Source organism: Aestuariibaculum suncheonense (genome assembly GCF_014596935.1).
Taxonomy (GTDB): Bacteria; Bacteroidota; Bacteroidia; order Flavobacteriales; family Flavobacteriaceae; genus Aestuariibaculum; species Aestuariibaculum suncheonense.
On the sequence record NZ_JACVXC010000003.1, the window covers coordinates 75,648 to 89,887 of the forward strand.

Here is a 14,240-nt window from a genome sequence, read left to right on the forward strand (position 1 = left end):
GCCCAATATATTAAATCATCAAACTTTAAAGTGTGAAATTTACAGCAGAACAAATAGCAGGGATTTTGATGGGTGATGTCGTTGGAAATCCTGATGCTGAAGTGTCTAAGCTTTCTAAAATTGAAGAAGGAACTGAGGGCTCTTTAACGTTTTTAGCGAATCCGAAATACAAACACTATATATACAGCACCAAGGCTTCAATTACGATTGTTAATAAAACATTCGAACCTGAAGATGCTATTGAAACAACCTTGATTAAAGTTGATGATGCTTACTTAGCATTTTCCAAAATTCTTGAATATTACAATTCCGTTAAGCTTAATAAAACGGGGATTGAACAGCCATCGTTTATTGCCGAATCTTCATCTTATGGTGATAATATTTACGTTGGTGCATTTTCATATATAGGTGAAAACGTAAAAATAGGAGAGAATGTGAAAATTTTCCCTAACGCATATATAGGAGATAATTCAGTAATTGGCGATAATACCATTGTGTTTTCAGGGGCAAAAATTTACTCTGAAACCTTAATCGGAAAAAACTGTGTGATTAATTCTGGAGCTATAATTGGAGCTGACGGCTTTGGTTATGCCCCTAATGATAACGGAGGTTATAATAAAGTGCCTCAAACCGGAAACGTTATTATTGAAGATTATGTTGATGTTGGTGCTGCAACGACTATTGATCGAGCGACTTTAGGTTCAACAATTATAAGAACGGGGGTCAAACTTGATAATCAGATTCAGATTGCTCACAATGTTGAGATTGGAAAAAACACTGTTATAGCTGCTCAAACGGGGGTTGCCGGTTCTACTAAAATAGGAGAAAACTGTGTGATTGGAGGGCAGGTTGGTATTGTTGGACACGTTGTTATTGGTAACAATGTAAAAATTCAGGCCCAATCCGGAATAACAAGAAATGTAAAAGATAATGAGGTGTTACAGGGCTCCCCAGCCATAACACTAAGTGATTATAATAAGTCGTACGTTCACTTTAAGAACCTACCTAAGATTGTTAAAAACATTAATGATTTAGAAAAAAATAAATGGGAATAGTAGTTACTGAAACGAAGCAAAAAACAATAGAGAAAGAAATTTCTTTAACTGGTGTTGGTTTACATACAGGTAAAGACGTTACCTTAACTTTTAAACCTGCTCCTGCTAATACCGGATTAGCATTTAAGCGAGTAGATTTAGAGGGTACGCCTGTTATTGAAGCTGATGCAAATTATGTTACAAACACCCAAAGAGGGACATGTTTAGAAAAGAACGGAGTTACTATTCAAACTTCAGAGCATGTTTTAGCGGCGTTAATCGGTTTGGATATCGATAACGTTATTCTAGAATTAAATGCTTCAGAGCCTCCAATTATGGATGGATCGTCTAAGTTTTTTGTGGAAGCTATTGAAAAAGCGGGTATTGTAGAGCAAGATGCTTTTAGAGAAGAATTTGTAGTAACAGATATTGTGTCGTATACCGACGAAGAGTCTGGAAGTGAAATTCTTGTGATGCCGGCAAATCAGTATCAAATAACTACTATGGTTGATTTCGGAACTAAAGTTTTAGGGACTCAGAATGCTACTTTAAATCAGGTTTCTGATTTTAAAGATGAAATTTCTACTTCCAGAACATTTAGTTTTTTACATGAAATCGAAATGCTTTTAGAGCATGGTTTAATTAAAGGTGGAGATTTAAATAACGCAATTGTTTATGTAGATAAACCATTATCTCCTGAAACTATGGAGAAATTAAAGGTGGCCTTTAAAAAGGACTCTATTGCCGTTAAGCCAAACGGTATTTTAGATAACTTAACTTTGCATCATCCAAATGAAGCAGCCAGGCATAAATTGTTAGATGTTGTTGGTGATTTAGCTTTAGTGGGAACCAAAATTAGAGGTAAAGTTATCGCTAATAAGCCTGGTCATTTCATTAATACACAGTTCGCTAAGAAATTATCGAAAATAGTTAAGAATGAACGTCGTAATAATGTGCCGAATATTGATTTGAATCAAACACCATTAATGGATGTGACTCAAATTATGGCTATGTTACCACACAGACAACCATTCTTATTAATTGATAAGGTTTTTGAACTTAGCGATCAGCATGTGACGGCAACTAAGAATGTTACCATGAACGAAGACTTTTTCAGGGGGCATTTCCCTGGAGCTCCGGTTATGCCAGGTGTACTAATTGTAGAAGCTATGGCACAAACAGGTGGTATTTTAGTATTAAGCACCGTGCCAGACCCTGAAAATTATCTAACATTCTTCATGAAAATGGACAATGTTAAATTCAAACAAAAAGTATCTCCTGGTGATACGTTAATATTCAAATGTACGTTAATAACACCTATTAGAAGAGGTATTTGCCACATGCAAGGATATGCGTATGCTAACGGAAAATTATGTGCAGAAGCCGAGCTTATGGCGCAGATATCTAAAGTAAAATAACTTTTTAAGACAAAACCAACAAATGAATCAACCACTTGCATACGTTCATCCGGGTGCTAAAATCGCAAAAAATGTTGTAATCGAGCCGTTTACAACTATTCATAATAATGTAATTATTGGAGAAGGAACCTGGATAGGAAGTAATGTAACCATTATGGAAGGTGCTCGCATCGGGAAGAATTGTAATATTTTTCCAGGTGCTGTAATTTCAGCCGTTCCACAGGATTTAAAATATAACGACGAAGAAACCACTGTTGAGATAGGTGACAATGTAACCATTAGAGAATGTGTTACCATCAACCGCGGGACCACTGATAGAATGAAAACCGTAATTGGTAATAATTGTTTAATCATGGCTTACTGTCATATCGCTCACGACTGTGTTGTGGGTGATAACTGTATATTTTCTAACAACAGTACCTTGGCAGGTCATATTACAGTTGGGAATTATGTGGTATTAGCTGGTATGGCTGCGGTGCATCAATTTGTTTCTATTGGAAATCACGCCTTTGTTACAGGAGGGTCGTTAGTTCGTAAAGATGTGCCTCCGTTTGTTAAGGCAGCGAGAGAGCCGTTATCTTATGTAGGGATTAACTCGGTAGGATTAAGACGTCGTGGTTTTTCAACAGATAAAATAAGAGAAATACAAGATATTTACAGGATACTTTATCAAAAGAATTACAATAACACTCAGGCTGCAGAAATTATTGAAGCTGAAATGGAAGCCACACCAGAGCGTGATGAAATCCTTCAGTTTATTAAAGATTCTCAACGTGGTATTATGAAAGGATACTTTAAAGCAAATTAAAATTTATAAATCAATTATTAGATACATATATTATGGCGGTAACAACTAGCGATATTAGAAACGGATTATGTTTAAGATTCAATAACGATATCTATAAAATCATAGAGTTTTTACATGTAAAACCAGGAAAAGGTCCTGCTTTCGTAAGAACAAAATTAAAAAGTGTAACAACAGGAAAGGTGTTAGATAATACCTTTTCGGCAGGACATAAGTTAGAGGATGTGCGTGTTGAAACCCATAAATTCCAGTTTTTATATAATGATGGAGAGTATTATCACTTCATGAATACTGAAGATTATTCTCAAATTCAATTATCTGAAGCTGCTTTAGATAATCCAGGTTTAATGAAAGAAGGTGAAGTTGTAACGGTTATGATTAATGCTGAAGACAATATGCCGCTTTCTGTTGAAATGCCTGCAAGTGTTATTTTAGAAGTTACAGCTACAGAACCTGGAGTTAAAGGAAATACAGCAACTAACGCTACAAAACCAGCTACTGTTGAAACTGGAGCAATTGTAAACGTGCCTTTATTCATCAACGAAGGCGATAAAATTAAAGTTGAGACTGAAAAAGGAACTTACAAGGAACGCGTAAAAGAATAATTTCAGTTGAAATTTCCAAAACCACATACTTTAAAGCAAATTGCGCAATTAATCGATTGTGAATTTGTTGGGGATGAAAATTTTCCTGTTTTAGGAATGAATGAAATACATGTTGTCGAGCCTGGCGATATTGTATTTGTTGATCATCCAAAATATTATGATAAAGCTTTAAATTCAGCTGCAACTATTGTTTTAATTAACAAAGAAGTTGAATGTCCTGAAGGCAAAGCTTTGTTGGTAAGCGACGATCCTTTTAGAGATTTCAATAAAATTACTAATCATTTTAAGCCTTTTAAAGCTTCAAATGCTCAAGTTTCAGATTCAGCTCAAATAGGAGAGGGAACTGTTATTCAGCCAAACTGTTTTATCGGTCACAATGTAGTTATTGGTAAAAACTGCGTCATTCATTCGAATGTAAGCATTTATGATGATGCTATTATTGGTGATAACGTTACCATTCATGCCAACACGGTTTTGGGTGCTAATGCATTCTACTATAAAAAGCGCCCTGAAGGGTTTGATCGTTTAAAATCTAGTGGTCGTGTAATTATTCAAGATAACGTTGATATTGGGGCATCTTGCACCATAGATAGAGGCGTTACTGGAAACACAATCATTGGAGAAGGTTCTAAATTGGATAACCTGATTCAAATAGGTCATGATACTGTTGTTGGTAAAAAATGCTTGATTGCGTCACAGGCAGGTATTGCAGGATGTGTTATAATAGAAGACGAAGCCACTATTTGGGGACAGGTGGGGTGTGCTAGCGGCATTACAATTGGAGCTAAGGCTGTAGTTCATGCACAATCGGGAATTAGTAAATCTTTACAAGGAGGTAAAACCTATTGGGGAACTCCGGCTCAGGAAGCTAAGGAACACCTAAAAGGCTTGGCTTTAGTAAAGCAAATCCCTAAAATTTTAGAAGAATTAAAATCTAAAAAATAAATCAAAAATGCTGCCCAAAGTATATTCAAAAAAAGTATTTTTGTGCAGCTTTATTTAAAATAATAATAAAAAAATGAGTGTTTTAGTAAACAAAGATTCAAAAATAATAGTTCAAGGGTTTACTGGAAGTGAAGGTACTTTCCACGCTAGCCAAATGATTGAATACGGAACTAATGTAGTAGGTGGTGTAACTCCTGGTAAAGGAGGACAAACACACTTAGATAAACCTGTTTTTAATACAGTTAAAGATGCTGTGGATCAAGTAGGTGCTGATACTACTATTATTTTTGTACCGCCAGCTTTTGCTGCCGATGCGATTATGGAAGCTGCTGATGCAGGTATTAAAGTAATCATTACAATTACTGAAGGGATTCCTGTTGCAGACATGATTACGGCATCAAACTATATTAAAGATAAAGACTGTCGTTTAATTGGTCCTAACTGTCCAGGTGTAATTACTCCGGGAGAAGCTAAAGTTGGTATCATGCCAGGATTTGTATTTAAGCAAGGTAAAGTAGGTATTGTTTCTAAATCAGGTACATTAACTTATGAAGCTGCTGATCAGGTTGGAAAACAAGGATTAGGTATTACTACAGCTATTGGAATTGGTGGAGATCCAATTATTGGAACGACTACTAAAGAAGCGGTTGAGTTATTAATCAACGATCCTGCTACAGAAGCGGTGGTTATGATTGGTGAAATTGGTGGTCAGTTAGAAGCTGATGCTGCCAAATGGTATAAAGAAAGCGGAAGTAAAAAACCTATCATCGGATTTATAGCTGGTGAAACTGCTCCGGCAGGACGCACAATGGGTCACGCTGGTGCTATTGTAGGCGGTAGTGATGATACAGCTCAGGCTAAAAAGAAAATCATGAGAGAATGTGGAATTCACGTAGTGGATTCTCCAGCTGAAATCGGAAAGAAAGTTGCTGAAGTTTTAGGATAATCTCTCTAAACATATCTGAAAAACCTCGCAATAATTTGTGAGGTTTTTTATTTGTTGCAACTTGTATTTGTTATATTTGAATTAAGGAAATATCCAATAGAAATGCATAGCTCGTAATTTTAGAGTTATGATGACATAAAATTAAAGTAATCACATGAAATTATTAGAAGGTAAAACGGCCATTATCACTGGAGCTAGTAGAGGTATTGGTAGAGGTATCGCACAAGTTTTTGCTGCTCAAGGTGCTAATATAGCGTTTACGTACAGCTCGTCAGTAGAAGCGGCTAACGAACTTGAAAAAGAATTAATCGCTTTGGGAGTAAAAGCTAAAGGCTATAAAAGTAACGCTGCGAGTTTTGATGAAGCTCAAAAATTAGCTGATGACGTAGCTGCAGAATTTGGTAGTATTGATGTATTAGTAAACAACGCCGGTATTACTAAAGATAATTTATTAATGCGTATTACAGAAGAAGATTTCGATACAGTAATCGAAGTAAACTTAAAATCTGTATTCAACATGACTAAAGCAGTACAACGCACCATGCTTAAACAACGTAAAGGTTCTATCATTAATATGAGTTCTGTTGTTGGAGTTAAAGGTAATGCTGGGCAAACGAATTATGCAGCTTCAAAAGCTGGTATCATTGGTTTCTCTAAATCTGTTGCTTTAGAATTAGGATCAAGAAACATTCGAAGTAACGTTGTTGCTCCAGGTTTCATTGAAACCGAAATGACTGCTAAATTAGATGAAGAAGTCGTTAAAGGCTGGAGAGCCGGTATTCCATTAAAACGTGGTGGAACCCCTGAAGATGTAGCTAACGTATGTGTGTTCTTAGCGTCTGATATGAGTGCTTATGTAACAGGGCAAACGTTAAACGTAGATGGTGGAATGTTAACCTAATTTTCCATTTTCGCTAAAGCGGAAATCTCACTTTTAAACTTTATGTAAATTAATGAGTTCTGAAACTCTGGTATACATCATAATTTCTGGAATAGCTGCTTTATTTATAGCGGGATTTCAGTATTATAAAAACAAAAAAAGCATGTCTAAATTAAACATGCTTTTTTTGTTTCTACGTTTTACTACGGTATTCTCGGTTTTATTACTGCTTATTAATCCGAAATTTGAACAGGTTGTGTTGACTGTAGAGAAGCCAAATCTGGTTTTGGCTGTCGATAATTCAGCTTCGGTATCTTATTTAAAACACGATGAAGAAACGGTTGTACTTTTAAATCAATTAACATCAAACAAACAATTACAAGACAAGTTTGATTTAAGTGTTTATACGTTCGGGAATCATTTGAATCCTTCAGATTCGCTTTCATTTTCAGAACAGGAAACCAACATTAATCAGGCGTTTTCACAACTTTCTCAAATTTATAAGCAAAGTGTAGCGCCAACACTACTTATAACCGATGGTAATCAAACCTATGGTAATAATTATGAATTCGCTTACAACGATTACAAACAGCCTATTTACCCAATAATTTTAGGCGATACAGTAACCTATACTGATTTAAAAATTCAACAACTTAACGTTAATAAATACGCCTATTTAAAAAATAAATTCCCTATTGAAACCATTGTGGTTTGCAACGGAAATGGTTCAGTGAAATCTCAATTTACAGTTACGCTTGGTAATACTGTAGTCTATTCTGAAACTGTGAATTTTTCAAAAGAGAAGAATTCTAAAATTATCAATTTCACTTTACCAGCGAATCAAGTAGGAGTTCAGATTTATAAAGCAACTCTAACACCTTTGGATTCTGAAAAAAACATTATCAATAACTCTAAAAATTTTGCGGTAGAAGTTATTGATCAAAAAACAAAAGTCGCCATTGTAAGCGATATAATGCATCCGGATTTAGGTGCACTAAAAAAGAGCATCGAAAGTAATGAGCAACGTTCGGTATCTTTCTTTAATTCAAAATCAATTTTAAATCAAATGAATGATTTTCAATTAATTATATTATATCAGCCAAATAATAAGTTTAAAGAATTAATTCAAAAATTAGATGACGACAATAAAAACCGATTTGTTATTGTTGGTCCTAAAACCGATGTAGAATTTTTGAACAACAATACTAAAATTTATGAATTTGAAGTGACTTATAATACGGAAAACTATCAAGCTGCTTTAGATAAAAATTATACACCGTTTTTAGTTAACGATATTGATTTTAAATCATTTCCACCGCTATATTCTTATTACAGTTCTTTAATTCCGTTGGTGCCATTCGAAACAATTTTAAGTAAAACGTTAAATGGTATTGAAGTAGGAGAACCGCTGTTAGGAACCTTTGAAACGCAAGGTAGGCGAGAAGCTTTACTGTTAGGGGAAAACATCTGGCAATGGCGTGCACAAAGTTACATCGAGTCAAAATCCTTTAACGAATTCGATAATTTCATTAATAAACTCATTCAGTATTTAGCGTCCAATAAATTAAAAAGCCGATTAAACATTGAACATCAATCGTTTTATAACGGCTCAGGAAATGTTGTTATTACCGCGGAATATTTTGATAAGAATTACATTTTTGATGAACGTCAAAGTTTAAATATCACAGTAACCGACAAGGTTTCTAATGTATCAAAAACCTTTCCTTTGATTCTTAAAAATAGTAATTACGAAGTCGACTTAAGTAGCTTGCCACCTTCAGAATATAATTTTACGGTAAAGGCAGAGGAGTCTAATATTTCTAAATCGGGAACTTTCACGATTCTTGAATACAATGTTGAGCAGCAATTTTTAAACGCCGATGTAACAAAACTGGAGCATTTGGCTACTAAAAGTTCAGGAAAGGCTTATTTTATAAATGATACCAATACTCTAATTAATGACTTACTTAACGATAATCGTTTTACCGCGATTCAGAAAAGCCATAAAAATAGCTTACCTTTAATAGATTGGAAGTATCTATTAATTATAATTGCCCTTAGCTTGAGTGCTGAGTGGTTTTTAAGAAAATATAACGGATTAATTTAAACTAAATATATAGATGGAAAAATTACCAAAAATTGCATTTCCTGTAATTATTGTTGCAGTAGTTTTAATTGTTTTATTATCAAAATCAGCGGTAACCATAGGTTCTGGTCAAGCAGGTGTGTTGTATAAAACCTTTGATGGTGGTGTTGTAACCGATGAACCGCCGCTAAATGAGGGATTTCATATTGTAGCCCCTTGGAATAAAGTCTTTATTTACGAAGTGCGTCAGCAAGAACAACTAGAAAAAATGAATGTATTATCGTCAAACGGATTGGATATTAAGTTGGAAGCTTCTGTGTGGTTTCAGCCTAAATACGATCAGTTAGGAAAACTTCATCAGGAGAAAAGTGAGCAATACATCGACCGTGTTCTTTTGCCAGCTATTCGTTCTGCTGCTCGTAGTGTGGTTGGACGTTATACACCTGAGCAGTTATATTCGAGTAAACGTGACGCGATTCAACAGGAAATCTTCGAAGAAACTCAAAAAATTGTTGAAGGTCAATACATTCAGTTAAATGAAGTGTTGGTGAGAGATGTGACTTTACCACCAACAATTAAAGATGCTATTGAGCGCAAACTTAAACAAGAGCAGGAATCGTTAGAGTACGAATTCAGATTAGTAACTGCTCAAAAAGAAGCAGAAAAAGTGATTATTGAAGCTCAAGGTAAGGCTGATGCCAATAGAATTTTAAGTGCCTCGTTAACTGATAAAATTCTTCAGGATAAAGGTATTGAAGCCACGGTTAAATTATCAGAATCGCCAAACAGTAAAGTGATTGTTATTGGTTCGGGAGATAGCGGTATGCCAATCATTCTAGGGAATCAGTAAATTTCAGTTTAGAGATATTTTAGCTATTTCAGTAAATTTTGAATTTTAATTAAATTAAACTTACTTAAACTGGAAAAAGTTAAATACTTCAAAAAAAACATCACATAATTTGGAATAATAGGTTTTTATTTTAAATCTTTGTGAAACAGAAATAGAAAAAATGACATTTATTCAAGCACATCATCATCATTTTCAAATTTGCTCTCAAGCGAAGTGAAAATGTATTGAATAAATTCAACATATTTTAAAACCCGTTTGAGACAATCAAGCGGGTTTTTTATTTCTAAACCAACTAATTGTTTCAAACTCATATAAACCGAAAAGAACTAATGAGTAAATTACGAATTGCAGTACAAAAAGCTGGTCGTTTACACGACGAATCCATGGAATTGCTTAAAAATATCGGTATCTCTATCGATAACGGAAAAGATCAATTAAAAGCTTCGGCTAGAAACTTCCCTGTAGAAGTCTTTTATTTGCGAAATGGCGACATTCCTCAATATCTTAAAGACGGCGTTGTTGATGCGGCCATTATAGGTGAAAATGTTTTAATTGAAAAAGGCGAAGGCATTGGTATTGCCGAAAAATTAGGGTTTTCAACCTGTCGTGTATGTATTGCTGTGCCTAAAGCAACGAAATATAACGGACTTACCGATTTGGAAGGAAAACGCATAGCGACATCTTACCCGAATACGGTCCAGAAATATCTTGACGAGAAAGGAATTTCAGCAAACATCCACATTATTAACGGCTCGGTGGAAATCGCTCCGAATATTGGGTTAGCAGAAGCGATTTGCGATATTGTTTCCAGTGGAAGTACACTGTTTAAAAATAATTTAAAAGAGGTTGAAACGCTATTGAAATCTGAAGCTGTTTTAGCGGTTTCACCTGTTTTAAATCAGGAAAAGCAAGCCATTCTTGAGAAAATTCAATTCAGAATTCAATCTGTTTTAAAAGGAAGAGAATCTAAATACGTTTTACTTAACGCGCCAAACGATAAAATTCAGGATATCATTAATGTCTTACCTGGCATGAAAAGTCCAACGGTATTGCCGTTAGCTCAGGAAGGCTGGAGCTCGGTACACTCAGTAATCAGTAAAAACGAATTCTGGGATGTTATTGATGAGCTGAAAGCCAAAGGAGCTCAAGGTATTTTAGTTTGTCCGATTGAAAAAATGGTTCTTTAATTTTTTGATATTATGCAGATCATTTATAATCCTGAACAATCGCAGTGGGCGGAAGTTTTAAAACGTCCAACACAAACGGTGGACGATATTGAAGCGACAGTGGATGAAATATTCAATGAAGTTCGCCAGGAAGGCGATATAGCTATTAAAAAATACACATTTCAGTTTGATCAAGTTGATTTAGAAACGAATATCGTGTCTGCTGAAGAAATTCAATTGGCTGTCGATAGTGTTTCAGAAGATTTAATAAAAGCCATTACTCAGGCCAAACAGAATATAGAGACTTTTCACAGCGCACAAAAGACTTCAAGAGTTAAAGTTGAAACCACTAACGGAGTCGTTTGTTGGCAGGAAAAACGTCCCATTGAAAAAGTGGGGTTATACATTCCGGGAGGAACAGCACCTTTGTTTTCTACGGTTTTAATGTTGGCTGTGCCTGCGCAGATTGCAGGTTGTAAAGAAATTGTTTTGTGTTCTCCTCCAAATAAGGAAGGGCAATTAGCAAACGAAATCTTATTTGCAGCACAGCTTTGTGGTGTCACTAAAATTATAAAAGTAGGAGGTATTCAAGCGATTGCCGGATTAACCTTCGGAACGGAAATCATACCTAAGGTCTATAAAATTTTCGGACCTGGAAATCAGTTTGTGACGGTTGCTAAGCAATTGGCTACAAAATTTGGCGTGGCTATCGATATGCCTGCAGGTCCAAGTGAATTACTTGTGGTTGCAGATGAAACCGCAAATCCATCCTATATAGCATCTGATTTATTAAGTCAGGCGGAACATGGTACGGATAGTCAGGTAATTTTAGTGTCGACTTCAAAAGAAGTGATAAAAAAAGTATCCGAAGAAGTTGAAGAACAATTAGAGGTTCTTCCACGTAAAGCAATTGCAGAAAAAGCTATAGCAAATTCTAAGCTGATTTTTGTTGAAAATGACAATCTAGCCCTTGAATTAATCAATGAATATGGCCCAGAGCACTTTATTGTCTGTACTAAAAATGAAGATTTTTATATAAACGGGATAGCTAATGCAGGCTCGGTGTTTATTGGTGACTATACTCCAGAAAGTGCCGGCGATTACGCTTCTGGAACCAATCATACTTTACCAACCAACGGTTTTTCAAAAGCGTATTCCGGAGTCAATTTAGACAGTTTCCAAAAGAGTATGACCTTTCAAAAAATTTCTAAAGAAGGTTTGCTGAATATTGGGAACACTATCGAGCAAATGGCTGAAGCCGAAGGCCTACAGGCACACAAAAATGCAGTGTCAATTAGATTAAAGGATATTGAATAATGGATATAAAAGATTTATTAAGACCGACCATTAAGGCGCTAAAGCCGTATTCTTCTGCTCGTGATGAGTTTCAGGGTGCCACCGATAATATGGTGTTTTTAGACGCTAACGAAAATCCGTTTGAGAATGGGGTTAACCGGTATCCAGATCCGTTACAACGTACGTTAAAATCGCTTTGGTCAGACATTAAAGGGGTTCCAACTCAAAATATCATGTTCGGAAATGGAAGCGATGAAGTGTTAGATTTGATTTACAGAGCGTTTTGTGAACCTAATCAGGATAATGTCATTACCTTACCACCAACATACGGTATGTATGAGGTTTTAGCTAATTTAAACGCCATTAGTATTAAGAAAGTTAACTTAGATGAAAACTTTCAACCAAAAGTTGATGAAATTTTAAGCGTTGTTGACGATAATAGCAAACTGTTATTTATTTGTTCGCCAAATAATCCGTCTGGAAATAGTTTTAATGCGAAAGCCATTGAAAGATTAGTTTTCGAATTTAAAGGCATTGTTGTAATAGATGAAGCTTATATCGATTTTTCAAAAGAACAAAGCTGGGTGTCTAAGTTAGATTTATTCCCTAATTTAATCGTAACGCAAACCGTTTCTAAAGCCTATGCTATGGCAGGAATCCGATTAGGAATTTGTTATGCATCAACTGAAATCATTTCAGTATTAAACGCTATCAAACCGCCTTATAACATTAACGAGTTAACACAGAAAAAAGCCATTGAATTACTAAGCATAAAAGACTTAGCTGAAAATCAGATTCAGGATATTCTTTCTGAAAGAGAGCAATTAGTAGAAGCTTTAAAATCGGTGGATTATATTTCTAAGATTTATCCAACCGATGCCAATTTTGTATTGGTAAAGGTAGATGATGCTAACAAGCGTTATAATCAATTGATTGAAAAAGGCATTGTTATTAGAAATAGAACCACACAACCGGGTTGCGAAAACACCTTAAGATTAACGGTTGGAACCCCAACAGAAAACAAAATATTAATAGATACCTTAAAATCTATATAATGAAAAAAGTATTATTTATAGACCGTGATGGTACATTGGTTTTAGAGCCACCTGTAGATTATCAGTTAGATAGTTTAGAAAAATTGGAGTTCTATCCAAAAGTATTTCAATATATGGCTAAAATCGCCAGTGAATTAGATTACGAACTGGTTATGGTAACCAATCAGGATGGTTTAGGAACCGATTCGTTTCCTGAGGATACCTTTTGGCCGGCACAAAATAAAATTATAAATGCTTTTGCTAAAGAAGGAATTGAGTTTGCTGATATACACATTGATAAAACCTTTCCTCATGAGAATGCACCAACGCGTAAACCAAGAACCGGCTTATTATCCAAATATTTTTCTGAAGATTACGATTTAGAAAATTCATTTGTATTAGGTGATCGCATTACCGATATGGAATTAGCAAAAAACTTAGGTGCAAAAGGGATTTATTTATCTGAAGATCCTAATCTTGGTGCTGATGAAATTGAAACATCTAAACAGGAAATATATGATGCCATAGCCTTAACGTCTACCGATTGGAAAGAGATTTACGAGTTTTTAAAACTGAAGGATCGTGTAGCTGAGATTACCAGAAACACGAATGAAACCAAGATTTATATCAAGCTGAATTTAGACGGTTCAGGTAAAAATGATATCGATACCGGTTTGTCATTTTTCGATCATATGTTAGATCAGATCGGTCGTCATGGCGCTATGGATTTGACGATTAAAGTCGATGGCGATTTAGAGGTTGATGAGCATCACACCATTGAAGACACCATGATTGCTTTAGGAGAAGTGTTTAGTAAAGCACTTGGCAATAAATTAGGTATTGAACGTTACGGATTCTGCTTACCCATGGATGATTGTTTGGCTCATGTGGCTGTTGATTTTGGCGGTAGAAATTGGTTAGAATGGGATGCTGAATTTAAACGTGAAAAAATAGGTGATATGCCAACAGAAATGTTTTTCCACCTATTTAAATCCTTCACCGACGGAGCAAAATGTAATTTGAATGTAAAAGCAGAAGGGGTAAACGAACATCATAAAATCGAAGGCATTTTTAAAGCCTTTGCTAAAGCGATGAAAATGGCGGTAAAAAGAGATTCTAATAAGATGTTTTTGCCATCAACAAAAGGAATGTTATAGCCTTACAAAACGATTAAA

At 35.2% G+C, this 14,240-nt stretch carries 13 protein-coding genes; all 13 read left to right on the forward strand.

Annotation, left to right across the window (positions count from 1 at the left end):
- Positions 1-32 precede the first annotated feature (32 nt).
- The 13 genes from lpxD (at position 33) to hisB (ending at position 14,222) form a co-directional block, all read left to right on the forward strand.
- The gene (gene lpxD, locus ICJ84_RS08740; protein WP_188216013.1) at positions 33-1,055 is read left to right on the forward strand and encodes a UDP-3-O-(3-hydroxymyristoyl)glucosamine N-acyltransferase; all 1,023 of its coding nucleotides are present in this window, start codon (positions 33-35) and stop codon (positions 1,053-1,055) included.
- Positions 1,046-2,452 (forward strand): bifunctional UDP-3-O-[3-hydroxymyristoyl] N-acetylglucosamine deacetylase/3-hydroxyacyl-ACP dehydratase, encoded by a 1,407-nt coding sequence (locus ICJ84_RS08745; RefSeq protein ID WP_188216014.1) that lies wholly within the window; start codon positions 1,046-1,048, stop codon positions 2,450-2,452. The genes lpxD and ICJ84_RS08745 overlap by 10 nt, the downstream gene beginning before the upstream one ends.
- 22 nt (positions 2,453-2,474) lie before the next feature.
- Positions 2,475-3,260 carry an acyl-ACP--UDP-N-acetylglucosamine O-acyltransferase gene (gene lpxA / locus ICJ84_RS08750; RefSeq protein ID WP_188216015.1) on the forward strand — a complete coding sequence of 262 codons (786 nt, stop codon included), beginning with the start codon at positions 2,475-2,477 and terminating at the stop codon, positions 3,258-3,260.
- Positions 3,261-3,292: 32 nt separating this feature from the next.
- A complete protein-coding gene (gene efp, locus ICJ84_RS08755) occupies positions 3,293-3,862 on the forward strand; it encodes an elongation factor P (RefSeq protein ID WP_188216016.1) in 570 nt (189 codons plus the stop codon).
- A 6-nt stretch (positions 3,863-3,868) separates the two neighbouring features.
- Entirely contained in the window at positions 3,869-4,807 is a 939-nt protein-coding gene (locus ICJ84_RS08760) for a UDP-3-O-(3-hydroxymyristoyl)glucosamine N-acyltransferase (protein WP_188216017.1), read from the forward strand.
- A 73-nt stretch (positions 4,808-4,880) separates the two neighbouring features.
- Positions 4,881-5,753, forward strand: coding sequence for a succinate--CoA ligase subunit alpha (gene sucD / locus ICJ84_RS08765; protein WP_188216018.1), 873 nt, complete (start codon positions 4,881-4,883; stop codon positions 5,751-5,753).
- Between the two features lie 154 nt (positions 5,754-5,907).
- Complete coding sequence (fabG, locus tag ICJ84_RS08770; protein WP_188216019.1) at positions 5,908-6,654, forward strand: 3-oxoacyl-[acyl-carrier-protein] reductase; 747 nt, start codon at positions 5,908-5,910, stop codon at positions 6,652-6,654.
- Between the two features lie 52 nt (positions 6,655-6,706).
- On the forward strand, positions 6,707-8,740 hold the full coding sequence (locus ICJ84_RS08775; RefSeq protein WP_188216020.1) for a VWA domain-containing protein: 2,034 nt from the start codon (positions 6,707-6,709) through the stop codon (positions 8,738-8,740).
- Positions 8,741-8,753: 13 nt separating this feature from the next.
- Complete coding sequence (locus ICJ84_RS08780) at positions 8,754-9,569, forward strand: prohibitin family protein (protein ID WP_188216021.1); 816 nt, start codon at positions 8,754-8,756, stop codon at positions 9,567-9,569.
- Positions 9,570-9,898: 329 nt separating this feature from the next.
- Positions 9,899-10,756, forward strand: a complete 858-nt coding sequence (gene hisG / locus ICJ84_RS08785; RefSeq protein WP_188216022.1) for an ATP phosphoribosyltransferase — start codon at positions 9,899-9,901, stop codon at positions 10,754-10,756.
- Between the two features lie 12 nt (positions 10,757-10,768).
- Entirely contained in the window at positions 10,769-12,052 is a 1,284-nt protein-coding gene (hisD, locus tag ICJ84_RS08790; RefSeq protein ID WP_188216023.1) for a histidinol dehydrogenase, read from the forward strand.
- Entirely contained in the window at positions 12,052-13,086 is a 1,035-nt protein-coding gene (hisC, locus tag ICJ84_RS08795; protein ID WP_188216024.1) for a histidinol-phosphate transaminase, read from the forward strand. Before hisD ends, hisC begins: the two co-directional genes overlap by 1 nt.
- Positions 13,086-14,222, forward strand: a complete 1,137-nt coding sequence (hisB, locus tag ICJ84_RS08800) for a bifunctional histidinol-phosphatase/imidazoleglycerol-phosphate dehydratase HisB (protein ID WP_188216025.1) — start codon at positions 13,086-13,088, stop codon at positions 14,220-14,222. The genes hisC and hisB overlap by 1 nt, the downstream gene beginning before the upstream one ends.
- The last annotated feature ends 18 nt before the right edge of the window (positions 14,223-14,240 follow it).